Source organism: Streptomyces sp. NPDC020490, assembly GCF_044335305.1.
Taxonomy (GTDB): domain Bacteria; phylum Actinomycetota; class Actinomycetes; order Streptomycetales; family Streptomycetaceae; genus Streptomyces.
The window spans coordinates 1-26,602 of record NZ_JBIRUY010000061.1 but is presented as its reverse complement, the minus strand read 5'-3'; the positions used below and the strand labels follow the sequence as shown (position 1 = coordinate 26,602).

The following is a 26,602-nucleotide window of genomic DNA, read 5'->3' as shown; positions in this document are numbered from 1 at the left end:
CACCCGCGCCATCCGCGACCAACCCGAACGGGCCCTCCCCATCCTGGGCATCACCTACAAGCCCGACCTCAACGGAACTTGATCAAGCCCTGCTCTTGAGGCGGGCGCCGTCATCCGCGTTCACGCCGACGGCGGCCGCAAGGGGCAGCCACGTCCGGCACCCGCAAGCCGCGCGGCCAAGACCCTGCTCTCCACCATCAATCTGAACGACGATCCAACCATCCTGGCAGCCAGGCGGGAAATGCAGTCGTGGCGCCGGCTCGCCCTCGAACCCTCAGCCCTGCGCACGTCCGACAACTACCGCGATCCCAGCGAGATGCAGCCCGATGGCCTGCATCTGCCACGGAGCCTGGACCGGATCGCGCGGAAGAAGTTCCCGGACGACCCCGCCCGGGTCTACTCCCGGGTCGCGGGGCGCCTGTCGGATCTGTCCGGACTGCACGTCAAGACGCTGCACGTCGAAGCCGACGACACACGCGAGCTGCTGACCATCAAGCTCCATGAGATCGACGGAATGGTACTCCCGGCGCGCAGCCTGTCGGAGGGAACCCTGCGCTTCCTGGCCCTGTGCGTACTGCTGGAGGACCCACAGGCGCACGGGCTGCTGTGTATGGAGGAGCCGGAGAATGGCATTCACCCGGCCAATCTCTCTGCCATGGTGAACCTGGTGCGCGATTTGGCGGTGGATCCTTCCGTACCGGTGGACGAGGACAACCCCTTCCGACAAGTCCTTATCAACACCCACTCCCCGGGTGTCGTCCAGCTCGTGGACGATTTCGACCTGCTGATCGCCGACACCGCGAGCATCCCCCGGGGTATGGGCAAGGCCGCACGCGGTCTGCGGTTGCGGCCCCTCGCCAGCACCTGGCGGGCGGGCGGTGCCGAGAAGGGCTACGGGACGAAGGCTGACATCCTCGCTTACCTCACATCTCCGCCAGAAGCCCGGCTGACTCTCGCGGGGAGCACCTCGTGATTATTCACGCCCTCTATCTCTGTGAAGGGTCCAGCGACATTGGCCTGCGCGATCACATCGAGGAGATCGGGGCAGAAATGGGCCGCGAGATCCTTGTGACGCCTCCCGATCTGAACCGCCTCCCGCACAAGCCGGGCCACTCTGTCAGAGACAAGCTGCGCGCCGCACAGTGGCTCAGCGACGAGGGGCAGGTGTACGACCTCGTCATCATCCACCGCGACTCCGACGGCAACCCCCCGGAGCGGCGGCGCAGTGAGATCGCCGAAGCGGTCAATGAGGTGAGCCCTGGCCTGGCACACGTGCCCGTTATCCCGGTACGGATGCTGGAAGCCTGGCTGCTTCTGAACCAGGCGGCTATCCGCGAAGTGGCGGGGAACCCCAATGGCAAGGTGGCACTCGACCTCCCAAAGCCGGCCCGGGTCGAGTCGGTGCCAGATCCCAAGGCACTCCTCAAGCAGGCAATCGCTACTGCCAGCGAGGAGAAAGGGCGCCGCTTGGAGAAGCTCCAAAGGCGCTTCCCAGAGAATCGAGCACGACTGCTGCAGATGCTGGATCGCGAAGGGCCGGTCCAGCAGCTCGCATCCTGGCAGGCGTTCACGCACGATCTGCGGCAATCGCTGAGCGGCCTCTGAGAGTTCGCGGCGTCGCGTCGCGGTCAGTCAGCCAACCGGAACAAGCAACGGACCACATAGGTCATGTGCTGGATGTTCCCCATGGTGTTCCACCCTTGCACGTGCCCTTGGCGTCCGTGGTGCGGGCGCACTGTTCGTACAAGCGGTCGCCCGTACTCGCACCCGAGCCACGGAAGTCGGGGAATCCGGTGATCCAACGAGCCGCCTCGCGGGTGGCTCCTGTCTCTTCCCGCTTCTCGGCCCAGAACGTTGCGAGCAGGAAGGTGCGTTCCGTCGTGTACCGCAGTAATCCGTAGGGAGACCGGTCGGTATCGTCCGCCGATCGCGCCAGGTTGCGTGCGGCGAGGATGCCGTAGTCGCCGTAGCGGACGAACTGCGCGTAGGATCGCCGACTCGCCCGTAACTCGTGCCAGGTGTCCCAGTCCGCCCGCTCGGCCTCGCCCCGGTCTCGGTCGAGCACCCTGTCGACCTCGTCCGGGAAGCCGCCCGCCATCAGGGCGATCGTGCGCCATACGGCGAGTGGAACCAGCATGTCGAGTGCGCGCAGTGCTTCCTTGGCCGCGTCGGGGTGGATGCGCAGGACGGTGTGAAGGTCGAGGAGGAGATCCACGGCCACGTCGGGATCCACTCGCGCCAGCAGCGCCCTTGTGCGCTCGGCGAGTTCGTCGTTCCCCCCGCCGGGCAAGCGTATGCGGATTCCGAGGCCGCCACCGCCCTCACCGGCACACTCCATGGCCACAGCCTGGTGGGACGGGGGAAGGGCCCGATCGGTGACGGGTCGAAGCGCCGCGTGTGACCAGTAGAAAGGGAGCAGATGTCCGTAGGGGGCCTCATCGAGGGCAGCGTACGGCGCATCCAGCCATGCCGCCGTGTACTTGTGGACGCTCGCGATGCGCCTCAGCTCCTTGTCCACCGCCACTTCGAGCTGACCGGCGTCCTCGCCCACGATGATCGGCAGCGTCCACACCGGGGCCACCCGATCACGGATCCCTGGGGCCAGGCCCTTGATCGCTGCCACGGCATGGGCGCGCACTGGAAGGACTGGCACGTACAGCGGTCCGGACATGCCGGCCCCCTCCACACTGCCCCGCGACGGTGTGGAACCAGCGTGAGCTGGGGTGATGCGCACCGAAAGGGCGCAATCCAGTCACTGGGTGTGCTGCGTGCCAGGTTCGGCGCCGTTGTCAGACCGGTTCACTCTCCCAGCGCGTACGTTGGGATAGCACAGCATCGGCCCCATCCGTGTCGGCAAGGCGAGCGGCCAGCACGCTGGCGGCGAGGTCATCGGGGAGCGCTGCGGAGAACTTGAGGCCACGTACGGCGGCCGCAGAGACCTGCGGGAGCTCCTCCCTCCGCGGCGTGCTTCGCGCCTGGTTCCACTCCTCGCGGGTCAGGTCGTGGCGGAGCCGGACGTAGGAGTCCGCAGGCCGTTGCAGCGGGTCGACCGCGCCGGCCAGCCACGCCGTGAGGGTCGCGTTCGCGCGGAAACCGGCCCAGGTCCACCACCGTACGTCGCGTCCGCTGCGGGTGATCAAGGTCGCCTCCGGGTGAGCGAACCGGCCTTCGGTTTCCCGTAGTTCCACGAGACCGGCCTGTGCGCGCCGGGTGAGGCCGACCGCGGGGTCGGTGCCGAGCAGGACCTCGCGCATCGCCTGGGCAAGCCGGTACGACAGGCCGCGGACGGTGCCGGTCTGCCACTTGGCCACCCCGCCCGACTCTGCGGCGTCGACGAAGACCCGATGCCGACGCCAGTCCACATACGTCACGTGCCAGCTGCGCCCGGCGAGCAGCAGTCGCAGGGGCCCCTCGTGTTCCTCGACCAGCAGAGCCGGATCCGTGTGCCCGATCTCTGTACGTCCGTGCAGGACTGTGAACTGGGGCGGTGTGGTGAACGACGCGGTGAGGTCCATGAAGTGCCGCCGACCGAAGCGCTTCTCGGCCTGTTCGCCGATGAAGTAGATGCCGCTGTCCTGTTCCAGGAAGCCTTCGGTGACGAGGTGGTCGAGGACAGGCCGGGCGGATGCGTCGAAGGGAGCGAGGCCGTTCCACTCCTCGTGCCAGTCCGCGGCGGGCAGTTTGTGGCGCTGGAGGGCGACGGCGAGCAACTGCTGGGCGACGAGGTGTTGCGGTCCCGGTGGTGCGGCGACCGGCTCCACCCAGTGCCTGCCCCACAGGGTCAGCAGCCCGGCTGCCTGGAGGAGGCTGTCGTGGGAGGTGGCAAGGAAGAGACAGTTGCGCGTGCTGTCGGACCGGCGTCCGGTACGGCCCAGGCGCTGCAGGAAGGACGCGACGGTCGCGGGAGAGTCGATCTGGATCACCCGGTCGAGGTCGCCGACATCGATGCCGAGTTCGAGCGTGGAGGTGGCGACGATCACGCAGTCGCGTGCCTGCGCAAAGGCTTCCTCGGAGCGTTGACGCTCGGCTGCCGAGAGCGACGAGTGCGAGAGAAAGACCGTCACGCCGCGTGCCCGCAGTGCCTGCCCGAGCTCTTCGACCTGCCGACGGGACTCGCAGAAGACGAGGCGCTTCTCGCCCCGGTGGAGGGCGGAGATGACGGTGGCTGCGTTCGGCAGCGAGCCGACGTAATCCAACTCGATCTCACCGAGCGGGGGTTCAGATGTATGCGGCTGAGGTTCCGCCGTCGTGGCTGTCGGGCCGAGGTCGACGCCAGGGGCAATGACCTGGCCGGGCATTCGACCGCGACCTGAGCCTTGGAGCCAGGCGAGGAGTTCCTTCGGGTTGCCGACCGTGGCGGACAGGCCGATGCGCTGCAACCGCCGGCCAGTAAGCCGCTGGAGTCGTTCCAGGACCGCCAGCAGGTGCCAGCCGCGGTCGTCCCCGGCGAAGGCGTGCACCTCGTCCACGACGACCGCCCGGACCCCGCCGAGCAGCAGGGCGTGATCGGTCTTGACGCTGATGAGCTGTGCTTCGAGGGACTCCGGTGTGGTGAGGAGGACGTCCGGTGGCTCACGGCGCAGGCGCCGCCGTTCGCCCTCAGCCGTGTCCCCGTGCCAGAGCGCCGCCGTGCGTCCCAGCCACTGGGCGTAGGCGTGCAGGCGTGGCTGGAGGTTGTTGAGCAGGGCACGCAGAGGCGTGAGGTAGAGAACCGAGGTGCCGGACCAGCCGTTCCGGGCCATGGCAGTGAGGAGAGGGAATGCGGCGGCCTCGGTCTTGCCGCCTGCCGTCGGCGCCAGCAGTACGGCGTCCTCGCCGTCGAGGAGCGGTCCGATCGCCGAGGACTGCAGGGGCCTGAGGCCGGGCCAGCCGAGGGTGTTGACGATGTGGTGGAGGAGGACTGGATCGAGCCGGTCGACAGGGTCGGCGTCCGCTGCTCCGCTCACGCTCACAGGTCGAGCTCCACCTCGTCGGCCGAGGCCGCGGGGACAACCGGGAGGGTGGCGGCGTGGCGCTCGGCGTCGGTGAGTTCAGTGCGGTCGACGGTGAGGCGGTAGTACACGCGAGGATCGAAGTCGGGGAACTGGTCGATGCGGTCGAGGACGTCGCCGACGAGCTTCTTCAGATAGAGGCGGGGGGCGACGCCGACCTTGCCGCCCAGGGCTCCGCCGACGGCGTGGGCCAGGTCGGCCACGTACGCGTCGTCGGCGACGGATCGCACCCGCTCCGGGTCGGTGCTGCCTGTCGCGTACAGGTCGCGGATCTTGCGGCCGAGTTCGGTCAGCGTCTCCAGCTGGAAGCCGGGAAGACGGAGTTGCACGGCCCTGGGGTTGTCGAAGCGTGGGTCCGTGGAGAAGTCGGTGGCCAGGCGTTGAGCCAGGGGCGCGAGACGCTGTACGCCCTGCGGGCCGTCGTAGAACGCGGGAGTTCCGGTGATCACCAGGTAGAGGCCGGGGAATCGGCCGGAGTGGACCTCGTCGATCAGCTGCCGAAGGGCGTTGAGCGCCTTGTCCCGGGCGTCGGAGCGCACGCGCTGCAGGGTTTCCACCTCGTCGAGGACAAGAAGGAGCCCGGGGTGTCCGCTGTCGCGTAGAACGGCCAGCAGCCCTTGAAGGAAACCGAGGGCGCCGAAGTGGTCGAGGTCGCCACGGACCCCCGCAGCGCGCTTGGCGGCGGCCGCCACATGTGGCTCGCCGCCGAGCCAAGCGAGAACGGCCGCGGCGGTGGCCTCGTCGTCCGCGCCCAGCGCGGAGTGGTAGCCGCGCAGTGCGGCGGCGAACCCGGGGGCACCGCGGGAGACCTCCGAAAGGCGGTCGTCGAGGAGCTTCGCGACGGCCTGCTCCAACCGGGAGTCGTCGGCGCCGGCGGCAAGGGCGTCCTCTTCGAGCGCGTAGAACCACGCGTCGACGACGGGCCGCAGGGCCGACGGCTGGAAGCTCGCGGTAGCCAGGCGCTCGGTGGCCCGGCGGTAGACGGTCTCCAGCCGGTGCAGGGGCGTCTCGGTCTCCGACACCTGTACCTCGGCGACGGCGAAGCCGCGGCGCTTGGCACGTTCGCCGAGCCAGCGGGCGAAGAAGGTCTTGCCGCTGCCGTACTCGCCACGGACGGCCTTGAAGGCGGATCCGCCCGCGGCCACGGCGTCGAGCTCGCCGTCCACGGCCGCCTCGAACCGGTCGAGTCCCGTGGCGAAGAGATCGAGACCGCTGTCGGGGACGGCACCGCGCCGCAGCGCGTCGACGACGGCCCGCCGCCGCGCGGGCGACACCGTGACGCCGGAGGCGGAGGATGCGGAGGAGGGCTGTTCACTCACTCTGCCAGTTTCCCACGGTCACTGTCCCGCTCGGCTCCGCTTCCGAACGGGCCGACGCGACCGCCCCTCTCACAGGCCGAACTGAGCTTTCAGCAACGGCTCGTTGAGCCGGAGCGTACGGTTGTCCGGCAGGATCTCCAGCACCTGTTCGCCGTCGTGGTTGAGGAGCTGCCGCAGTACCGCGGCGAACCCGGCAGCGCGCACGGGCCGCTCCCCGGCACGCTGTGCCAGAGCCGTGAGCGGCAACGTCCTCGACGCGAGCAGTTCCCGTACGGCTGCGCGCACCTTGTCCAGGTCCACCGTGCGGCCGACGAGCTTCAGCTGTGCCTCGAAGATCTCCGAGGACATCAGCGCGTCCACGAGCGTGGTACGGGGATCGGACGGCACAGCGGGTTCGGCCTGCCGGACGGGTGCGGCAGGGGCCGTTACGGCCTGAACGGCGGGCTCGGCGAACAGGCTCTCCTCCTGGGTGACCTGCTTCGACTTCGGGGGGCGGCGACGTGCCGGAGCGGGCGCCGCGGCCGGGCCCGGGGCAGGAGCCGGGGCAGCAGGGGCTTCAGCCACATGGTCGAGCGACCACCACTGGGGAGCGGGATCCCCGAGTTCCCGCCATCCTTCGGGCGGCGTGGCGCCGAACGGCAGGTAGGCCTGGAGCGGAATGGCGATCTCGGCGAGGGACGCGCCGCCGTGGTAGCCGGCTTTGCGCCCGGTGTAGCGGGAGTCGGCGTCCCACAGGGCGATGACCGCTCCCCCAGGCTCGGGGGCGACCACACGAGATCCACGCAACCGGATCTCCCGCTCGTCCAGCTCTCCCTCGGTGTACGGGCGGTAGCGGTCCGCCGCTTCGGGCACGGAGACACGGCGGTCGCGCCGGTCGACGACATGCCCGTGGTCGGAGAGGAGCAGGACGGCCATGCCCTCGGCGGCGGCGGTGTCGAGGAGCTCGCCGAGGAAGCCGATCTCGTTGACGGACCATCGGGTCGCGCCCAGGCGCTGTTCCTTGGCGAGCCGGTCGTCGATGGTGTTCAGGACCACCGCGACGTGGGTGCGCCCGTCGTGCAGAGCGGCCTCCAGTGGTGCGCTGAAGGGGCTGCCGGTGCGCTCGGCGCGCAGGTCGTCCTTGTGGAAGACGGCCGCCGCGCGCCCCGGACCGGCGAACGGGTGCTGGCGGAACAGCCGCTTCTCGTCGGCCTGCGCGCCGCGCAGCAGCCGCCCGGCGAACAGGCTCGTTCGGCTTACGGCGGTGACGCTGGGCAGTGCGGCAGCCACAGCACGGCGCCGCGGGCCTCCCGTCGGCTCCGGGAACGGGTCGTACTCGCTGAAGCGCTCGCGCAGCTCCTGCCCGAGCTCGGCGGCGATGGCGGAGGTCATGCCGTCGACGACGACGATCAGCAGGCGGCGCCGGTCCTTGCCTCTGGCCGCGGGGGCGGCGACGCGGTCGAGGAAGTCCTCGACGGTGAGCAGGTCACCGGGTGCGCCACCGCCCTCCGTGAAGGCTGCGAGCCGCTGCGCGAAGGCCTGGTCCATCTCGCGCCTGCGTTCGCGGACCTGCTCCCCGAGCCGGTCGTACGCGTCCCGCAGGGCGGGAACGTCCTCGCCTCCCGCCTCTATGCGGTCGAGGGCGAGGTCGGCCCAGGCGGTGTCGGTGATCTGCAACCTCAACCAGTCCTCCACGGACTGCGGCTGCTCTGTTGGACCGGTCAGCCAGGCGGCGAGCCGCTGTGCCATGCGGGCGCGCTCGACGCGGGCGCGGCCCTCCGGGCGACCCGCGTGCCGGTGTTCGCCCCACGCGCCCACGGCCTGAGCGATGCGGTCGGGATCGCCGGTGGCCAGGGCGGCGCCGGCATCGGCCGCGCGCGCCTCGAAGCTGATGGGGAGGAACAGACTTACCGCCGCGGCCTGTTCGGCCCCGAACTGGCGGGCGAGAACGTCGGCGCGCTGCAGCAGCGGGGTGAGCACACGCCGGTCCTCGCGGGCGACGAGCGTGTCCACCGTCGCTTCGGCCACCGTGCCGTACTGGGCGAAGCGCACGTCGGACTCCTCGGGCGAGAGGACGCCCCCCTGGCCGCCCGCCCACAGCTCGGCCCGGCCACGGGCCCGATATACCTCGGGGCCGGGAGAAGCGGTGTGGCTCCACAGCGCGGCGGCGACCAGACCGTAGGCGAGTGCGTCGGTGCCGTGCCCCTCGCTGATGAGGCCGAAGAGGATGGTGGCGGCCGGTCCGGCCTGGCCCTTCTCGCAGAGGAACCCGGCCAGGCCGTCGCGTTCGGCGTCGCGCAGGGCGAGGAACCGTTCGGCGGCTCCGGGCCGCACGGCCCACCGCAGCAGAGCCGTGAGGCCGATGCGGTCGTCCGCGACGTCTTGTGTTTCGTCCGCCGCGTCGGCGTACCGGCCGAGGCCGAGGCGCCGCTGGGCGAGCTGGGCGAGGGCGTGGTCGCGGGTGAGCGTGCCGCCCGCGATCTTCGGCCAGCGGTCGAGCGGTGCCGCCTCCAGCAGGGCCTCGGCGGCCCAGCCTCCGTCGGAGACCTGCAGCCGGTGGTCCACGGCACCGGCCCCGAAGGAGGTGCGTACGACTTCCCAGTTGTCCACGCTGCGGACGCCGTTGTGCCACACGCGAGCGAGAAGACCGGGGTCGAGCGTGGCCTCCTCGCAGTCGGTGAGTACGACGAGAACACGGGGGCCGGACCCGTCCCCGGCACTGTGGAGATGGCCGAGGATCTGCTCGTGCACGGCGAGCGGTGAGGGAGCGGCGGCGACGGCGGCCCGCTGCCCGCCGCCGTAGGTGAGCGTGTCGGGTCCGTCCCACTCGGGCTGGGCGCGGAGCAGGACGACGGCACGGGTACGCCCGTCCAGTCCGGGTCGGGCGGACAGGTACTGGACGAGCAGCGCGGGCGTGAGCCGGGCCAGGCCGGCGGCTGTGGTCGCGGTGGTCACTCGCCCACCATCCGCCAGGTGATCTCGATCTCGGCGTCGGGCTGTGCCTCGGCGAGGGCCTGGATCTCGGCGGCGAACTGGGCCGCGGCGGCACGGGCCTTGGTACGCCCGCCACCGGCCCGCCGCACACCGCCGGAACCCGGGGTGGCCGTGTGGGTGGACGGCACGGACGGCTCGGCGTCGTCCCCCTTGAGGGAGATGTCGTCGGGGCCGACGGGACCGGGAGGCTGCTGCGGCTCGGGCGGGGTGGGCGGTGTCTGGCGTGCCTTCAGCAGGGCGATCACCTCGCGTCGGGCCCTCTCCAGGGCTCCCGCCAGGTCGGCCGTCTGCTGGTCGCTGCGGGCGGCGGCCTTCAGCCGCTCCAGGATGGAGTGGCCCTCCGGTCCGAGGCCCTCGGCGAGCTCCAGGGTGTCCCAGTCGGCGTTGGCCTCGGCCAGCGCCGAGGCGACCTTGCGGGCCTGAGCGAGCGAGGTGCCGTAGCGCAGGGGCGAGACACCTCGCAGGTCGAATCCCGCGAGGGTCTCGACCGTGCGGCGGGCTGCGGCCGAGCCGGCCTCGGCGGTGTCGATGAGCTGCTTGACCAGAGCCAGGGACCGGCGGGCGAGAGCGAGCCGCCCGGCCGGGTCCGACTCGTCGAGGCCCAGCTTCCCCTGGGCGTCCTCCAGTCGGCGCACCAGCTCACCGGCGGCCTCGTCGCACGCCCGCGCCTGCTCGCGCACCGCCGTGGCGAACTGGTTGATGATCTGCCCGCGGTAGAGCCGGGACTTGGGCTTCTCCCCGAAGAGGGACTCATAGCGGTCGAGTGCCTCCTCCCAGTCGGGCTCCGAGGGCCGGGGCTGGGTGCGCAGGGCGTCTCCGGCACGAGCCGCGAAGGCGAGCGAGACGTCCTGGACGGCACCGCCCCGCACCCACACCCGGTCGGCGATCTCGGCGAACCCGGCGATCACGAGCTGCCGGGCCGTTTCGTGCAGCCCGCGCGGCTCGGGCCGGTCGAGCCAGTCCGCCAGGCGTACGTACGTCAGGTCGTCGCCCGCGGGCAGGTCGTCGGCGCGGGCCTGGTCGTCGAAGAAGTCCGTCCAGTGCGAGGACAGTTCGAAGTACGCCTCACCCATGGTGCCCAGCAGCAGGGGCTGCGCCAGCCGCGTCATCAGTTTGCGCTCACCGGAGGGCACCTCCACCCGCCGGTCGCGGGCGAGCGCGGCCCGCCGCACCAGCTCGTACACCTTCTTCGCGTCGGACGTGGTGATCGCCCTGCCGGTGTTCTCCGGATCGAGCTGCGGGTGGGCCGGGAACTGGCATTCCAGCAGACGGGCAGCGATGAGCCGGACGGCCTTCTCGAAGGAGGCGCCGATGGGAAGGGACAGGCCGGGTACCGGATGCACGGGGTCGAGGTGGTCCTCGAAGCCCAGCTGGACCTCGGTCTCCTTCTTGTCGGCCAGTCCGTACGCCTGCTTGAACGCCTTCTCCGCCTCCCGCGTCAGGGTGTCGCGCTGGGCTTCGAGCAGCTGCCAGGCGCGTACCCGCTTGTCCTGGCTGAGGTGCTTGGCGAAGGTTCCGTGGAAGCGGTCCTCGTCGGAGAGGACGCTGTCGATGACGGTGAGCCGCCGGAAGCTGTCGCGCGCCTGCTGGGACAGGTGGGTGGGCAGCCAGGCGAGGGTACGGGCGGGACCGTCGGGGCCGGCCTGCGCCCGCAGGCCCTCGATGCGCATGGCGTCCTCGCGCGGCCCGTAGTTGCCGTCGTCGAACGGGTAGTCGACGACGATCCGCCACAGCCCGTCGGTGGCGGGCTTGAGCTGCTCGTCGCCGACCCGGTCCTTGTCGCGGACGTTCGCGAAGTTCACCTCGAGCGTGCGGGGCGATCCCTTCCACACGAGGGCGAGCTCGTCGTAGCCCGTGCGCGGGGTGGTGCCGAGCAGCCGGCGGAGGATCCGTTCGGCGAGGTCACGCTGGAAGCGGGTCTGGGTGTAGGTGTTGGCGTTGGCGAGGATCGAGTCGAGGTCGATGTCGGTCAGTTCGAGCAGCACGGAGGCCTGGGCGCCGGAACCGCTGACCTTGATCTCGGCGAACTTGCCCGCCCACTGCTGCAGCTTGCCGTCCAGGGCCTGGACCGCGCCCCCCTTGAACCGGCTCTTGATCGAGCCGTGGTTCAGGGCGAGGAGCCGCTCCACGGTGAGGTTCTGCAAGGACACCGCCCCGGGAGCCAGCGCGGACAGCAGGAGGGTGCGCATGATCCGGTCGTCCCCGGTGAACGCCTCCAGCGACGGCCGCCTCTCGGCAGGCACGGAGTCGGGGTCTCGCGCGTAGGCGTCGATCTCCTCCTCGCTGACGTCATGGGTGGTCATCAGGTACGGCCGCAGTTTGGTGTTGTAGAGCCGCTCGGCCGACTCGAACACCACCCGGGTCGCGTCCTGGAAGGGCTTGTTGCCGCCCTTGCCCAGGTAGGGGTACAGGTCACCGAGGCACACCAGGTCACCCAGGCGCAGCCGGTTGCGCTGGTCGGCGAGGATCTCGCCCATCAGCTTCATACCGGTACGGTTGCGCTGCAGCGCCGAGGAGATTTTGACCAGCGCGTCCATGAACGCGGGCGTGAACGGGTACGCCTTGCGCAGCGGCTCCTCGCCCGCACCCACCAGAGCCTTGTCGTCACCGAGCCAGGTGTCGCGCACCGCACCGGGGTTGGCGGCCAGCAGCCGGTCGAGCCCGGCCTGGATCTCCTGCCGGGCCTCGTCCGAGCGCGGCCTGAGCAGCCGCTCGTGGGCGATCTCCGGCAGGTTGCGGTCCTCCAGCTTGATGGAGTCGAAGCGGCCGGAGGCGTAGTTGAGGTTCTGCTGCATGGCCGCCTCACCGGTGCCGTGCATCTCCTCACCGGTGATCTCCCGCAGGTCGCGCTGGCGGGCGATGAAGGAGATGATCGGGATGGCGCGCCGACTGTCGCCGCCCTCCACGAAGTTGGTGAACTTCGCGGACTCGCGCAGAACCTGCTTCTCCTCCTGCATCATCATCGTGAGCCACAGCATCAGCTCGTCGAGGAAGAGCACCAGCCCGTCGTAGCCGAGGGACTTGGCATGCTCGGCAATCACGGAAAGGCCCTCGTCGAGCGGAATGAACCCGTCCGCCTGCGCCGCGATCCTGGCGTACCCGCGGGCCACGGTCTGCAACGCGTCCTCGGTGAGACGCGCGCGCAGCTCCGCCGGCGTGGTGGGGTTCTGCACGTCGAGCCGCACGTTCTTGTCGTGGACCTCGGCCGCATTCAGCGCGGTTTCGAGCCGCTCAGCGGTCCAGAACGCGGCGGGGTTGCCCCACTCGTCGACCTCCCCCGAGGCACCCGCGTTGAGCTGGGCGAGGAACTGCTCGTCCCCGAAGTCCCGCTTCAGATCCCGGAGTTGGTCGAAGAGGGCGTCGGTGCGGTAGACGCGGGGGGTGGAGCAGCCGGGCCGGACCTTGGCCACCCACTCGACGTAGCCGCCCAGCACTCGGTGCTCCAGGCTCTCGGCGTTCAGCATGTGGTACGGGACGAGCAGGAAGTTCTTGCCGCCCGTCCGCAGCCAGTCGAACTCCTGGTACAGCGGGTCGAACTCCTGCCGGGCCCGGGCCGCTTCGCTGTTGGACAGCAGCGCATGCAGTACGGCCATGAAGTGCGACTTACCGGCACCGAACGAGCCGTGCAGATACGCCGCCTTGGAGCTCTGCGTCTCCAGCGCGGTCGAGATCATGTTGAGGGCGTCGCGGAAGTTCCGCAGCAGCTCCCCGGTGACGACGTAGTCGTCCAGGGCCTTCCGGGCCCCCTCTTCGGTGACCGCCTCCGACAGCTTGAGCACGTAGGAAGACGTGGAGACGGACACCGGGAGGTCCATCAGGTCCTTGAGCAGCGGTGCCGTGCTCTGTCGCGCAGGGGCGGCCATCGGTGTCAGGACTCCTTCGTGGTCTTCGTCGTGCTCTTGGTGCTCTTGGCTGTCTTCGCGCTCGCCCCGCGTCCGCGACGGGCGGGGGACGGACGCCACGCCTTCAGGTCCTCGTCGGTGAGGTGACGGTCACCCTGAAGGGAGCGGCGCTGCGCAAGGGCGTCGGCGGCGGGCGAGGTGCCGTACACCGGGTCGATCTCGCCATGCCACTGGTCCAGCCACAGCTGCAGTTCGAGGAGGGCAGCGAGCAGCGGCGGCCACTCCTCGTCCGACATCTCGTGCCCATGGGCGTGGAGGTGACCGATCAGCGCCTCGGCCTGCTGAAGGTGGTCCCAGCCGGCCCAGCCGTAGAGGGGCGGGGACTGGACGTTCTCGGTGCCGTAGGAGATGAAGCGCTCCTTGGGCACGTCCAGCTTGCCGCGCAGGCTCCAGTAGGAGCTGCGGAGGAAGTCCGCGCTGGTGTAAGGCCGTGGCACCGGGATCGCGTCGCGGATCTTCTTCTTGGCGATGAAGTCCTGCTCGGCGTCCTCCCTGCGCTGCTCTTCCCAGGCCCGCTCCCAGTCGGTGCGCTTGTCCAGGCCGGAGGGCTTGTAACGGAGGGCGGCGACGGCCGGTACGTGCTCGGTGGACAGGAGAGCGGCGACCGTTTTCGCGAATTCCTGTCCCGGCGCGAAGAGCTCGGCGACCGCGACGAAGTCCTCGTCCTGTTCGAGGTCGTGCACCAGCTGGTTGAGGGTGCGGATCAGCGGGCTGCCCTCCGCGTCGAACCAGAGGGCGCGGTCCTCCATGCGGTTGAGCAACCAGGAGCGCAGCGCCTTCTCCTGGAGCGCGTCCCAGCCCTCGGTGGCCCAGCGCCGCTTGTACTCCGGTCGCTCCACCATGCCGATCTGGCGGTTCGACTCGATCGCGTCGATGCGCTTCTGGACGATCTCCCGGTAGGGGGCGGGCCACTCGGCCGGGATCTCCGTGATGGGCGTGGAGCCGTGACGCCGGAACCACTCGTCGGACGCCTCGCCGGCCTTGACCTTGCGCGCCAACACGATCTCGAAGGCGCGCTGGCCGAGGGCGAGTTCGGGCACGTCGGCGAACTCGTCGCCGTCGCGGGGGGCGGGGCGGAGGTCGTCGTCGAGGAGGTTGTAGAGGGCGTAGACCTGCCAGTCCAGTTCTTCTTGGAGGGCGATCATGCGGGCTCGGAGGTGGGTGTAACGGGAGTGGGCCTTGCGAAGAGTGGTCGCAGAGGGAGTATCAGTAGCGGCTACGGTCGCAGGACTGTTGGCTGCCAGTTCTTGGGCGAGGCGATCGAGAGCGACGGCGAGGGAGGTGGGAGAGGTAGGAGGCAGCGGAAAATCCTCTAGATTACTGGTATTGAATTGATAGCGCTCTTCCCACGGTTCACTTTGAATACCCCTTCCAACTCCACTCCCCCCCTTTCTATGGCACACCATCTTGAGCCAGAAGGAAGCCATAGAACTGTTGAGCACCCCAAGCAATTGCAGATACGCGCCCTCCGTCGCCCCTTCCCGCAACTTGATAGCAGGCGCAGTCTGATTAAATAGCTTCCCGCTGCGATCCAGCACAAAGTGATTATGAGTCGCGACCTCCGCAAATGTAATTGCCAGCGAATCTCTCAGCCTCTTCGAGTAGCTCTCCAGATGCACATACCAGGGAAAACGCTCCGTGATCTTCCTACCAAAGATAATGCGCTTCGCCAGGAGGGTCCGGTTCGGCCAGAGAAAACGACTCACCAGTCGATCATCTTCCCCGACCGGCAATGAGTTTGCGTTGTCCGTATACGGGTTGGCAATCTTCGAGGTAGGGAAGATGACATAGTCCCGCACTTCGGTGCCCGTAACGATGTCACGAAACTTGTCCGCTAGCCCCAGTCGACGGGTCGTCGCGTCCCCGTCCACAAAGAACGAGTCGTCTGATCCGCTGTTAGTCGTACGCCCGATGATTCCTACCCTGCTTTTCAAGGACGATTCCTTGGAGCCTGGCAGAAGATTCAGGACTTCCCGTCCCCCGTCGGCAAGCACCCACGGATGCTTGGCGAAGTACCGTTTCCGATCAAGGTCATCGACGGAAATCCACTTACCCGCACTGCCAGGCTTGTCGATCTGCTCGACGATCGCCGACCACACGTGCCCCTTGGCCGCCTCCTCGGGAACGCCCGGCTCCCCCTGCACCGACCGCACCGTACGCACCGTCGGCGTCCGGTGCCGACCACCCCGTCGCCGACCGATGAGGATAACCGTGGGCGTGCCATGCCCCGGAATATAGACACCAGAAGTGTCGATGACTTCCGTCAGCTCAACCTGATGCCCGAAGTACCCCTGAATCAGATGCACACCGAACTCACGCTTAATGAAGGAATTGGAGGTGATCTGCCCGACCATGCCATACCCAAGACCAGTCTCAGGGTCGCCGTTCCTGGAGAGCTCAAAGAACCGCTGCGCGAATGGCACGGTGAGCGCGTACTCCTTGTGACACACCTCCTTGTACATCTCTCGGTACCGCTGGTTGAGCTCCTTGTCCTTCACGGTGATGTAAGGCGGATTCCCCACAACCACGTGATACCGCCCCGGCTTTAGAATGTCCGGGTGCTCCAGCCAGTCCTCCGTGCGATACGCGAACGAGGCCAGCGGATCCTCCGCCTCCTTCCCGTCCAGCGTGAGCTCCAACTGACGGGACTTGATGAGTGAGTCGCCCACCGCCAGGTGGACCGGCCACTCGTACCGCGCCGCCTTGCTCATCGTCCGCACATTCGCGGCAGCCATGGCCGCAACCAGCAGACGGAACCGCGCAATGGCCACCGCGAACGGGTTGATGTCCACGCCATGCACGGAGTCGAGCGCGGCCCGCACCCGCTCGTGAACATCCACCGTCGGGGCCTTGTGCGCCCACTCCTCCACCAGCCGCTTGAACGCGCCCAGCACGAAGTGCCCCGACCCGCACGTGGGGTCGATCATCTTCAGGTCCTTGAAGCCGTACTCGCGCAACGCGGGCGTCATCGTCCGGTCAAGGATGAACTCCTCCACAAATTCCGGCGTCTGCAGCAGCGCATACCGCTTCTGCGCGTCCTCACTCAGGTCCTGGTACAGGTCACCGAGAAAGCGCGTGTCCCACCCCTGAGTGCCGTCCTCGTCGTCTTCGTGCAACGGATCCGTGAAGTCATGAACGAGCGTGCCGTCCTCCCTCCGCCGCCCCCAGAAGGCGACCAGCGCACCCGCCCCCTCATGCGACAGCGGCACCTGATACAGCGGATTGTGCCGCTCATCAAAGAGAAGTTGCCCAGCCTGCCCTGCCCCGATCTCCGCGAACGCCTTGAGAAGCCAGCCACGCCAAGTGGGGTCGTCCGCCGCCGACTTGTACTCGTCGTACCGCGCCTGCGCCAGCTCCCGCCGGTCGATGTCCGGCGACGTCAGGTACGGCTCGTCGATCAGCCTGTTGTCCTCACAGAACCGTACGAACACGGTGGCCAGCACCCACGCCACGGCCACCTGCGTGAGCTGCTCGTCGAGCCAGGCCTTCCTCGACGCCGCCGTACGGCCGAGCTCACGAGCCTGCTGGTACTCGATCCCGTACCGCTCACCCACTTCGGGACGCTCGTCGACCTGCCGCTCAAGGTCCTTCTTGGCTGCAGCGACCTGCGGCTTGAGGTCGTCCAGCAGGGCCTTGCGGTCGATCATCGGGCGTTCTCCTCAATGCTTTCGGTCTGTGCGCGGTGGGGTTGCCGAACCCACGACTCCGGCAACGGGATCCACTCCCCCAGCGGCTCCTGGTAGGCGGCGTAGACGTCCCGTACGCCATCGGGTCCCACTGCCCTGCCCAGGACCGGTGCGCGACCAGGATCGCCCTGCGGAACCAGCAGCCACAAGGGCCGCTTGGCCTCGCCCTCCCGTGCCTGCCGGGCGAGTTCATCCAGCCCGCCGACGTACTCGTAGCGGGCGAAGACAGCCGCGTCCGTCAGCAGCAGCGGGCGCGGATCCTCGCCCTGGCACAGCAACGCGCTGATCTCCTCCCGCATGCGGTCGCATGCGTTCCGCGCGAACCGGGCGAAGTTCACGGCTGCCGTGGACCCCGCCTCCGCAGCGTCGGCCTTGAGGAGCGTCTCCCAGCGCGGCAGCCTCTTCGGGTTCGCGGCCGCCTTCGTCTCCTGCTCGTCGTGAAGGTGCCGCAGGAACAGCGCGGTGGCCGAGACCGCGACCGCTCCGCCACCGAACCGCGTGTCGGTCAAGTGACGCACCGCCCGCTCGGCCAGGCCACTGCGGACGGTCAGCACGCGGTAGCCGTCGCCCCGTCCCGCGGCCAGCAGGCGGTCCTCGGCGCGGGCCCTCGCCGCGAGGTCGGCATCCTCCGACCAGGCGGCGGCGGAGGCGGTTCCGGTGGACGTGCCGTCCAGCCCGGAGCGGAAGTGGCTGGCGTTTTCCAGGCCCTCCGGGAGGTAACGCTGGTGCCGCCCGTCCTTGTGAGTGCGCAGGACGAGCGGGAAGCCTGCCTCGCGCAGAGCATCGGTGAGCGGGGCATCCGTGGGAAGTCCGTGTCCGTCCTCGCCCGCCCCCGTCCGCAGTTCGGGGAAGCGGGAGCGGACCCGCTCGTGTACGGCGGCTACCGTCAGGCCCGGCTGCTCGTCGTCCGGCAACCCGGGGATGATTTTGACGATGCCGGCCTGGGTGAGGCGCAGTGCCCGCACCAGGCCGAGGCCGCGCGGGTACAGCTCCAGGCGGGAGGAGACCGCCGCATCCTGTGAGGCCGCCGCGGCGACGTCGACGATCCTCCGCTCGTCCCAGTCCAGGGTGCCCTCAGGCGGCTCCACCCGGGTCAGGTCGGCCAGCACGGCCGCGGCCGTCGGCAGGGTCTCGGCCTGGACGAGCCGGTCGGCGCGCCTGCCCAGCCTGATCGCGTAGTCGAGCAGACCGGGCGCGGAGGGGGTGTCAGGGCTGTCGATGCCTTCCCGGGCGTGCAGGGCGAGCAGGCCGGGGCGCAGGGCGTCGTCGGTGGCCTGGCGGCTCATGCGGTGCAGGAAGGCCGGGGTGGCGGCGCGTTCCTCCATCTCCACGACGGCTCGTACGGCGGCCAGGGCGAGGGCGCGGCGCTGGTAGAGCTCGGGCAGGTCGGTGCCGCGGCGCAGGATCAACGCATCGGCGATCTCGCCGGCGGAGGCCAGGCGGCCGGACTGCTCCAGGATCTCCAGGACCTCGACGCGCAGCTCCCGCAGGACCTGCTCCTCACGCCACTTCTCCCGCAGGCCCAGGATGTGCGGGTTGACCCCGCCCTGGGTCATGTCGAGGAACTTGGCCACGTCCGTCTGTGTGGGCCAGCCTGGCAGGTGTGGCAGCCGCCCGTCGTCGTCGGGCAGGCGCAGCAGCGCGCGGGCCACGGCGACCCGGGTCTCGTTGCTGCCCACCGGGCCCCGCTGGCCGGGCACCAGCTCGGGCACCAGACGGGTGGCGAGCGCGTCGAGGGAGACCCGCCGCAGGGCGGAGCGGTCGCTCGAAGCCAGGCCCAGGTGGTCGCTGAGCTTGCGTTCCAAGCCCGACTCGGCCTTCGCCGCGTCCAGTTCGGCCTTGGCCGCCTTGCGGCCCTCCCCGGTGAGCGGGTTGAGGTCCGCGGCGCGCAGCCGGCGCCGCCATTCCCGGACACGGCGCTGGATGTCGGCGAGGGTCTTGGCGCCCAGGCCCGGCTTGTTGATCAGATCGCGCTCGCTGCGGTCCAGCAGCTGCCCGACCTCGGTGATCCCCAGGCCGTAGAGGAAGGACTCGGCGGCGGCGGTCAGGCCCGACAGGGACAGGTGGGTGTCGAGCTGGGCGGCGGCGGCCCGCTCGTCGCGCACGGCCTCGGAGTCAACCGCTTCGTCGAGGCCGTGTCCCTTGTCGTGCGACGAGGGCACGGCCTGCTGGGACGCGTCAAGGAAGACCTTCTTCCACGCGTCGTGCATGTCCTTGAGCGTGGCGAACCGCTTACCGGCGTCCCGGTGCAGGGCCTTGCGGAAGAACCGCCACAGGCCCTTGCGCACCGGGTCGTCGAACGCGTCCTTGGCGATCTCCGGGTGCGGCATCTCCTCGGGGTCGGTCATTTCGGGTGTGACCGAGCCGTCTCCCCAGCGGGGCAGCTCGCCGGAGGCCATCTGGTGCAGGGTGACCGCGAGGGAGTACCACTCGGCCTGGTCGTCGTAGACCGCCCGCCTGTTCACCGGGCCGCCGACGAAGGGGTCCATGTACCCCCGAGTGCCGACCCCGGTCTCGCTGGCCGGGTAGGAGGCGAGGGAGAAGTCGATCAGGACCAGTTCGCGGGTGCCGTTGGGGCGCTTGCGGATGGCGATGTTGTCGGGCTTGATGTCCCGGTGCCACACGCCCTCGCCATGGAGGAAGTCGACGGCGCCGAAGAGCTGGTCGCCGTACTTCTCCAGGGACTCCGTGCCCATGGCGCCGAGCTCGCGGAGCCAGCGGGCGAGGGTCTCCTCGCGGGCGCGGATCTTGCCGGTCGCGCCGTCGTCGTCGGCGAGTTCCGCCTTCTCGTCACCGACGTACTCGACGGCGAGCACGGTGCGCTCGCCCAGCCGCAGCGGCTCGTCCACGACCAGGTTGATCACGCGGGAGTCGGCGCGCATCCGGCGCATCACCTGCGCCTCGCCGTCGAGGATGGACGCGCTGCGGTCCGCGACGGCCACCTTGAGGACGGCGAGCGGCCGGGTCCGGAACTCCTCCGCGCGCAGATCCCGGACCAGGAAGGCCCGCGAGGTGGAGCCCGTGCCGAGGCGCCGGCGGACCTGCCAGCGACCGCCGCCCAGTACGTCGCCGGGCTCGGCCTCCAGCGGATCGGGCTCTTCCTGCGGCTCGGGCTCGGCCTGGGCCTCGGCAGATCCGGCCGCGGCGGCGGGGGGCATGGGCTCGGTCGGCTGCACATGCCGGATGCCCACCGACTCCTCGGCGTCGGTGAGGAGTTCGAGAAACTCGTCGACGGAGGACATCCGCTGGTAGGGCTTGTAGGCCGTGGCAGCGTGCACCAGCAGGTCGACGTCGTCCGTCAGGCCGTCGACCACGGCCGACGGCGTCAGGCCGTCACCGTCGCGCAGCATCGCCAGGACCTCGGCCTGGCTGGATGCCGGAGGGCGGCCGGTGACCAGCAGATAGGCGAGCGTGCCCAGGCCGTACACGTCCAGCAGCACCGGGTCGGGCCGGGTGGCGGTCAGCTCCGGCGCCAGATACGGCCCGGCTCCCTCGGCCACGTGCGTGGCGGACAGCGCCGTCGGGGCGAGAGCCGCGGCAGCGCGCGCCCCGCTGCTCGAACCGAAGCTGCGGGCGCTGGCCACCTGCCAGTCGGCGATCTCCAGACGCGGACGGAGCCACGCCTCTTCCTCGCCGAGCTTGCGCGGGCCCGGGATCACGTCGATCGAACGGGCGGCGAGGGCTCGGTGATGGAGCAGACCGGCGTGCGCCGAACGGATCGTCTCGGCGAGCTGCCGCACCAGTCCCAGGCGGGCCTGGATCGTGAGCCCGTCCCCGTGGCGGCGGATGTACTCGTCCAGGCGCATCGCCCTCATGTCGTGCTCGAAGAGCAGGGCGGGCCCGGCGGGGTGGCCCGCCGGTTCGAATGTCTTGTACTTCGCGGCCCCCGGGTGCTTGAAGCGGCTGAGCACGGCCGCCTCGCGGCGCGCCGCCCGCTCCACGGACTCGCGCGCCTCGTCGGTCGAGCCCCGCTCGCGCAGGTAGACGCGCACGCGGACGGTCTCGTACAGCTCCTTGTGGTGGCCGACATAGTCCACCCAGGTCGGGCCGGAGGCGATCTCCTTGTCCAGGCGGTAGGCGCCGACCCACTTCTCGGCCTCGCTCGGACGGATACCGGCCTTCTTGAGCCACTTGGCGATGTTGTCCGAACGACCCTCGTTGATCTTGAACCGTTCGTCACGCGGCGGCCGGTTCAGCTCCTTGATCAGCTCGGCGATGGTGAACACGTTCTGCCGCTCGTGCTGCGGCAGCTCCACGCGCAGCTTGGGATTGGTGAAGCAGACGGCTTCCCGGATCCACACCTTGGGAGCCTTGGGCCCTGCCGCCCGCTCCAGCAGCCCCGACATCTGAGCAGCCTTCCTGTTCAGCAGGTGCAGCGGGTTGCCGTGGTCGACCTCTTCGCCATTGCCCTTCGTCTGCACCCAGGTGCCGTACGGGGCCGAGAGGCGTCCGACCCAGTCCTTGAGCTCGACCAGCCACACACCGCCGGGAGCGACGATCAGGAGGTCACATTCGCGAGGATGACCCGAATTGGCAGTGAAGGTGAAGTTCGACCAGGCTCGCCACGGCTTGCCGTCGGGGAGCTGCTTGCGGATCGACTCCAGGCCCCGCTTCTCGTGCCCGTATTCAGACTCGGTGACGGTCGTCCACCGGTCCTTCTCCATCGCTCCTCGCTAACCTCGCCACCCCGTCAACGGTGCGACCACGCTGGTGACCGCGGGACATCGTATCCCTGCCGCACACTCGGGCGAGATGCCATTACCTGACGTAGCAGACCGCGTACCGGACGAACGCGGACCACTGGGGGCGGGGGCCTCCCCTTGCTCCGACCAAAAGGCCACCTGCCCCGCACGTTCCCTGGTCCGGGGGGTCTGAGCGACAGACGAGTCAGTCTGTACGCCGGATTCTGTCACCCAGTGGCCTCGCGGCAGCCGGGGAGACGGCCATCCGTATTGGGCCGACGTTGCCGCCGGCCTCATGCGGTCTACCCGCGGACTCGGGCGGGCAGCCCTTGAACGTCCACCAGACCGCTTTTTACGGCGCTCCTTTTGACCTTGCTCCGGGTGGGGTTTACTAGTGCCGCACCAGGCAACGTTCGCCCTGTCGACCACTGCTCGTAGCCGTTGATCATCGGCATGGCGGTTTCGCCAGACGATGTAGCGGCGGATCATGCTGCCCTGCTCCTTGTGGTCAGACCCCTGCGGGAAGTACACAGGAGTCGAAAATGCGGGGCGTGTCGGGTGCCCGGACCACCACCATGGCTCTATGGACGATGCGCTTGTGGATGACGTGGACGCCGCGGGGGATGACCCGCTTGATATGACCCGGCTGCCTCCGCGCCGGTCAGAGTGGAACAGCATCGCTGTCCTCGGAGGTGCCCACGAGGACGATCTCGACCTGGCTCTCGGTTACCTGGAGGCAGGTGCCATCCTGGCGAGCCACTGGATCCGCACCGGCACGAACGACGCTTTGCCCGTGCCGATCTACTACCAGTACCGGCACGCCATCGAACTCTCCCTGAAGTGGAACATCCGGTCAGCCGCGGCTTGCCTGCGTCGCGACGGAGTGTCGGTGCCGCCCGGCGAGCTCGACAACTTCCTGGCGAGGTCCCACGTGATCGCGCACCTGACGGACCGCCTGAACCAGTACCTCAGCCGGCTGATGCCGCCCCCGAACGACCGGATCGACCCGCCCACTCAAGACACCCTGGACTGGCTGCACCAGCTCGACGAGAACGGGCAGACCTTCCGATACAGCACGGTTAAGGGCGGCAAGGGACAGGGGTTGGTGCGGGCGCGGCCGAACCAGCAGAGAGTCGACTTCGACGCGGACGTCCGGCGTCTTCATGATGCCGCTTGGATGCTGTACGCCGGCTGCTCAGGTGTCCTCGACGCGCATGCGGAGAACCAAGCCGAGTACTACGCCGAGTACGAGGCCGAGATGCGGTCCGCCATGGACTACTGAAGGCACCGCGGCGGCGGCCGCCCGCCGTCTGGGAGGATGTGACCATGTCCGACGAGTGGAGCCGCATCGAGGTGTTTCGCCTCTTCGAGGACGAGGACCCGGATGCGCTGCGAGACCCCGGGCAGTCGCCCGCCGCGGAGCTGCCCCGGACACCAGTTGCTGAGGACCTCCCACCGGGGCAGGTTGCCTGCCGGGACTGCCGCGCCGCGTACGACCCCAGCAACCCGGACGAGGTGAAGTTGCACACCGACCCCGTGAACTGCGGGCAGTCATGCCGGTGCGTCGGGCGCCCGCACTGCTACACCTGCGGCGGCTTGTTCTGCATGTGCGCCGAACACTGAACGTCTGCGAGAGGACTGCTCATGCCCGAGCCCGTGGACGTCGAGGGGATCAGCCAGGAAGTTCTCAACCTAGCCCCGTGGTCAGAGTGGGTTCCCTTGGCCGGCGCGGAAGTGCCGCAGATGCCGGGCGTCTACCTCGCCAGGCAGGGCGCGGCTGGCCCGCTCGTCTATGTCGGTATGGCAGGCGAACGCCAGGGAGAAGGTCTGCGCGGGCGGCTGCGGCGCTACACCAGCGGCAAGGCGCTGGCCTCCGGGCTCGGAGAGGCGGTCTTCGACCGGGCGCTGGCCGACCCCCAGTGGCTTCGCGAGCGGCTGGCGGAGGTTGAGAGCGGGCGGCCCAGGCGGGCGACCGAGTGGGGTAAGGCCGCGCTGGCTTGGGCGGATCTTCATGTCAGTTGGGCCGTCACCGAGAGCGGCACGGCGGCCAAGGCTCTGGAGAAAAAGGTACTGGTGCTGAATGCCGCCGAGTGGTGGAACCGCGCCCGCTGACCGCGGCGTCGTCAGGGCCAGCCCCTGTCGTGCTGCTTGCCCGGGCCGCGGCGCCGACGGACGCGGTCCGCTCGCCGGGCGCGGGCTTCGGCATCGGTCTGCTCCTGGAGCGAACCGAACGACTCAGACCAGACATACAGCTCTGTGGCTGCCTGGCGGTGCGTTCGACGTCCGGTCCCGGATGATTGAGCTTGAATAACCTTAGAATCGAGATTGTCTGACACGGTGCCACGTGCCACACTGTCAGTCAGGCCGAATCGAGGCCATTCTGTGGTTGTTTCTCTGAGGGGGGCGGATGGACCTGACCATCCACGTGCAGGACGCGACCGAGGATTTTGCCCGCGAGGTGCTGGCGATGTTCGCCGGAGCCGAGGGCGTAACGGTCGCCACGCAAGAAGCGCCGGACACCGTATGGACGGCCGACCGCGCATACCGGCTGCTGCGCCACACCAACACCCGCGTACAGCTGTTCATGAGCCAGCTGGTGCAGGGAGACGGCTGGCTGGACGCCTACGCCTATCGCGAGAAGTGGGGGCAGAACTCGCTTCGCGGGCCGTCAGCTGCTCTGACGAAGGCCATCAAGCGGGGTGCGAAGGAGGGTTGGTGGTCTCCGGACATCCCGAACCCGGTGCGCCCGACGACGCCGGACCCGCAGAAGGGTTGGTCGAAGACGGCTGGCTACTACCTCGATGAGGAGTACCTGCCTGCCTTCCGCGCCGCCTGGGAGCGCCGTGTGCATGAGAACAACGGTCGCGGCCCCAGACTTATCGAGGACATCGACGACGACCCGGACGACCTCGGGGATAAGGCGTAGCGCTTCAGACGGCACGGCAACGTGTGAGGGTGACCGGGCCGTCGCGCGCCGTGGTCACTGGGCGTGGCCAGCAGATACTAAGGCTACGCTGCACTAGTTAAAACCCTCGATGTCAATCCCGGCCGGCCACCCGCACCTACAGTGGCAGCCCTCGCACCGTTCGCCGTTCCGCCGGACAGTTGACATCCACTCTTCGCCCTCTTGGTCACCGTCCCCGTGGCCGCCGCGCGCATTGCACCCTGAACAGCCACCGCCGCCGCACGCCGCCGATCTCCACGGCTCTCACAGCATCATCCCCTGCCGACATAGACGAACCCGTCCTCGTTCCCGTCTTCAACCCGGCGAGGACGCGCGGGTTCAGCGCTTGGCCCACACCAGAACCCGCGGCTCGCGCGCTTCCCGCCACGCCATGACCAAACTGAACGCCCGCGACTGCGCCCAGCCCGTCGTCATCGCGTACTGGAGCGGCCTGGTCAAGCCGCACCCTCACGGCTGACCCACGTGCAGCAAGAATCTGCTCGCCGCCCGCACCGCACGCAGAGCGATTATCAAATCGTCGGTCGTGCGTGCCTCGAGCTGATCGGCTTGGTCACACGCCATTGGCAGCAGTCGGATAAGTCTCGATCCATTCGAGTCCGCCGAGATCCAGGTGGCGCCGGGCGCGAGTGACGGCCACATAGGCGAGCCGGGCGTCCGTATCGCTCACGGGTTCCGGAATCGGGCGACCGCTGTCGTCCTGCTGGTTGCTGTCCGGCGGTGGGGGGAAGTCGTCTGCGATTCTGACCTTGGGCCACTCCCTGCCTTTTGCCTTGTGGGCTGTGGAAACGGTGACCTCGGCCTTGGTTTCGTCGATCAGTGCGTCGACGGCGGCAATGATGGCTTCGGGTCCGTGGGTGTCGACAAGTTCAACGAACGGTTGAAGGTCTCGCCCTGCGGGATCATGCTCCGCATAGTCCTGCAGCTCACCCCAGGAAGCGAAGAGCACGAGTTCAGGGTGGCCCGTACGGCGGCCCTCCTTAAGGTCACGTGCGGCGAGCGCCAGTGTGCTCAGCGTCTGCCCGCCTCGGCTCAGAGCCACCCGACGTCCGGAACCCAGCTGCCGCATGACTTCGGTCATTGCGCCGATGTTGGTTCGGCACAGCACCGCATCCGGAGAAGTGACCAGACCGACTTTCGTGGGGATCGTGTCGGTACCAGTCAGCCGGATCGGCGCGTCCGTAAGCGCAAGCCACTGGTTGGCCTGTTCGGCGAGGAGGGGGCCGAATCGGAAGGAACGCGTCAGAGTGAGGTGGGTGGCGTCGAAGCCCGTCATCACGTCCCGGGCACCGCGCCACCCGTAGATGGCCTGGGCTGAGTCACCAACCATTACCAGCTGAGCATGACCGCGTTGGGCGGCGAACACCTGTTCAAGGACGGGGTTGGTGTCCTGGGCCTCGTCGAGGAGAAGGAAGTCGGCCTCGATCTTCGGTTCGGTCAGGGCCCATAGCTTCAGGTAGTGGTCGTGATCGAATCGGACCGCGCCATCCTCGGGATTCTGCAGATCTTTCCATGCCTTCTCTACGAACGGCATGACGGCCTCAGCAAGTTGAGCTCGTTCGTCCGGTGCTCCGAGCCTCCGCAGCATCGGTACATGGTGCGGTGCCGGCAACCTGTCGGCGGATTGGCAGAAACGGGCGACCGCGCTCAACACGGTCTGGGACTGGACCCTGGGACTGATCTCGTGAACACCGATACGGACGGGGGATCTGATGCCGAGAGCCTGCCCGATCCGCCAGGCAGGCCGTCGAGGGCTGTTGAGACGGCGAGCGAAACGGTAGCCGACTGCCGCGTAGGCCGTGGCATGCGCGGTCTTGCACAGGACGGAGCGCGGGAATCGGCTGGCGGCGTCGTTGGCGATGTCCTTGTTGAACGCAAGGTAGCGGCCACGACGTGCGGTACTCGCGGCAAGCATGCCCAGTGTGCTCGTTTTGCCTGTTCCAGCGCCGGCCTGCAACACCAAGTGGTGGCCGTCACGGAAGGTATCGATGGCGCAGGGCTTGATCAAGTTCCGTTGAGGTCGGGCTTGTAGGTGATGCCCAGGATGGGGAGGGCCCGTTCGGGTTGGTCGCGGATGGCGCGGGTGG

At 68.9% G+C, this 26,602-nt stretch carries 14 protein-coding genes and 2 pseudogenes; 7 read left to right on the top strand and 9 right to left on the bottom strand.

Annotated elements, in window-relative coordinates; all coding sequences use genetic code 11:
- Positions 1-241: 241 nt before the first annotated feature.
- Positions 242-973, top strand: coding sequence for an AAA family ATPase (locus ACH4ZX_RS38510; protein ID WP_398283283.1), 732 nt, complete (start codon positions 242-244; stop codon positions 971-973).
- On the top strand, positions 970-1,605 hold the full coding sequence (locus ACH4ZX_RS38505) for a hypothetical protein (protein ID WP_398283281.1): 636 nt from the start codon (positions 970-972) through the stop codon (positions 1,603-1,605). The genes ACH4ZX_RS38510 and ACH4ZX_RS38505 overlap by 4 nt, the downstream gene beginning before the upstream one ends.
- 61 nt (positions 1,606-1,666) lie before the next feature.
- Here ACH4ZX_RS38505 and ACH4ZX_RS38500 read toward each other — a convergent pair whose 3' ends face one another.
- The 8 genes and pseudogenes from ACH4ZX_RS38500 to ACH4ZX_RS38465 form a co-directional block, all read right to left on the bottom strand.
- Positions 1,667-2,671, bottom strand: a complete 1,005-nt coding sequence (locus tag ACH4ZX_RS38500; protein ID WP_398283279.1) for a hypothetical protein — start codon at positions 2,669-2,671, stop codon at positions 1,667-1,669.
- Between the two features lie 118 nt (positions 2,672-2,789).
- Entirely contained in the window at positions 2,790-4,946 is a 2,157-nt protein-coding gene (locus tag ACH4ZX_RS38495) for a DEAD/DEAH box helicase (RefSeq protein ID WP_398283277.1), read from the bottom strand.
- Positions 4,947-4,948: 2 nt separating this feature from the next.
- Positions 4,949-6,310 carry a BREX system ATP-binding protein BrxD gene (gene brxD / locus ACH4ZX_RS38490; protein ID WP_398283275.1) on the bottom strand — a complete coding sequence of 454 codons (1,362 nt, stop codon included), beginning with the start codon at positions 6,308-6,310 and terminating at the stop codon, positions 4,949-4,951.
- Positions 6,311-6,379: 69 nt separating this feature from the next.
- A complete protein-coding gene (pglZ, locus tag ACH4ZX_RS38485) occupies positions 6,380-9,244 on the bottom strand; it encodes a BREX-2 system phosphatase PglZ (protein ID WP_398283273.1) in 2,865 nt (954 codons plus the stop codon).
- Positions 9,241-13,146 carry a phage resistance protein gene (locus ACH4ZX_RS38480; RefSeq protein ID WP_398283271.1) on the bottom strand — a complete coding sequence of 1,302 codons (3,906 nt, stop codon included), beginning with the start codon at positions 13,144-13,146 and terminating at the stop codon, positions 9,241-9,243. The genes pglZ and ACH4ZX_RS38480 overlap by 4 nt, the downstream gene beginning before the upstream one ends.
- A 5-nt stretch (positions 13,147-13,151) precedes the next feature.
- Entirely contained in the window at positions 13,152-16,832 is a 3,681-nt protein-coding gene (pglX, locus tag ACH4ZX_RS38475) for a BREX-2 system adenine-specific DNA-methyltransferase PglX (RefSeq protein ID WP_398283269.1), read from the bottom strand.
- Positions 16,829-21,535 carry a BREX system serine/threonine kinase PglW gene (pglW, locus tag ACH4ZX_RS38470; RefSeq protein WP_398283267.1) on the bottom strand — a complete coding sequence of 1,569 codons (4,707 nt, stop codon included), beginning with the start codon at positions 21,533-21,535 and terminating at the stop codon, positions 16,829-16,831. Before pglW ends, pglX begins: the two co-directional genes overlap by 4 nt.
- Positions 21,536-21,958: 423 nt before the next feature.
- A pseudogene (locus ACH4ZX_RS38465) lies at positions 21,959-22,066 on the bottom strand (transposase); the annotation flags it as partial.
- Between the two features lie 70 nt (positions 22,067-22,136).
- On the opposite strand from ACH4ZX_RS38465, the gene ACH4ZX_RS38460 reads away from it, so the two are divergent.
- The 5 genes and pseudogenes from ACH4ZX_RS38460 to ACH4ZX_RS38440 form a co-directional block, all read left to right on the top strand.
- Entirely contained in the window at positions 22,137-22,835 is a 699-nt protein-coding gene (locus ACH4ZX_RS38460) for a hypothetical protein (protein ID WP_398283265.1), read from the top strand.
- Positions 22,836-22,879: 44 nt separating this feature from the next.
- The gene (locus tag ACH4ZX_RS38455) at positions 22,880-23,176 is read left to right on the top strand and encodes a hypothetical protein (protein WP_398283263.1); all 297 of its coding nucleotides are present in this window, start codon (positions 22,880-22,882) and stop codon (positions 23,174-23,176) included.
- Positions 23,177-23,197: 21 nt separating this feature from the next.
- Positions 23,198-23,665, top strand: coding sequence for a hypothetical protein (locus tag ACH4ZX_RS38450; protein WP_398283261.1), 468 nt, complete (start codon positions 23,198-23,200; stop codon positions 23,663-23,665).
- 295 nt (positions 23,666-23,960) lie between these two features.
- Complete coding sequence (locus tag ACH4ZX_RS38445; RefSeq protein ID WP_398283259.1) at positions 23,961-24,479, top strand: hypothetical protein; 519 nt, start codon at positions 23,961-23,963, stop codon at positions 24,477-24,479.
- Between the two features lie 400 nt (positions 24,480-24,879).
- Positions 24,880-24,975, top strand: a pseudogene (locus ACH4ZX_RS38440) (DNA-binding response regulator); the annotation flags it as partial.
- 93 nt (positions 24,976-25,068) lie between these two features.
- Here ACH4ZX_RS38440 and ACH4ZX_RS38435 read toward each other — a convergent pair.
- Positions 25,069-26,520: a UvrD-helicase domain-containing protein gene (locus ACH4ZX_RS38435; protein ID WP_398283285.1), complete on the bottom strand. Its 1,452-nt coding sequence runs from the start codon at positions 26,518-26,520 to the stop codon at positions 25,069-25,071.
- Between the last annotated feature and the right edge of the window lie 82 nt (positions 26,521-26,602).

Excerpts from the sequence above, each read along its gene's own strand:
- ACH4ZX_RS38510 (WP_398283283.1), top strand. The coding sequence starts at position 242 with ATGCAGTCGTGGCGCCGGCTCGCCCTCGAACCCTCAGCCCTGCGCACG.
- ACH4ZX_RS38500 (WP_398283279.1), bottom strand. The coding sequence starts at position 2,671 with ATGTCCGGACCGCTGTACGTGCCAGTCCTTCCAGTGCGCGCCCATGCC.
- ACH4ZX_RS38480 (WP_398283271.1), bottom strand. The coding sequence starts at position 13,146 with ATGGCCGCCCCTGCGCGACAGAGCACGGCACCGCTGCTCAAGGACCTG.
- pglX (WP_398283269.1), bottom strand. The coding sequence starts at position 16,832 with ATGATCGACCGCAAGGCCCTGCTGGACGACCTCAAGCCGCAGGTCGCT.
- pglW (WP_398283267.1), bottom strand. The coding sequence starts at position 21,535 with ATGGAGAAGGACCGGTGGACGACCGTCACCGAGTCTGAATACGGGCAC.
- ACH4ZX_RS38460 (WP_398283265.1), top strand. The coding sequence starts at position 22,137 with ATGGACGATGCGCTTGTGGATGACGTGGACGCCGCGGGGGATGACCCG.
- ACH4ZX_RS38455 (WP_398283263.1), top strand. The coding sequence starts at position 22,880 with ATGTCCGACGAGTGGAGCCGCATCGAGGTGTTTCGCCTCTTCGAGGAC.
- ACH4ZX_RS38450 (WP_398283261.1), top strand. The coding sequence starts at position 23,198 with ATGCCCGAGCCCGTGGACGTCGAGGGGATCAGCCAGGAAGTTCTCAAC.
- ACH4ZX_RS38445 (WP_398283259.1), top strand. The coding sequence starts at position 23,961 with ATGGACCTGACCATCCACGTGCAGGACGCGACCGAGGATTTTGCCCGC.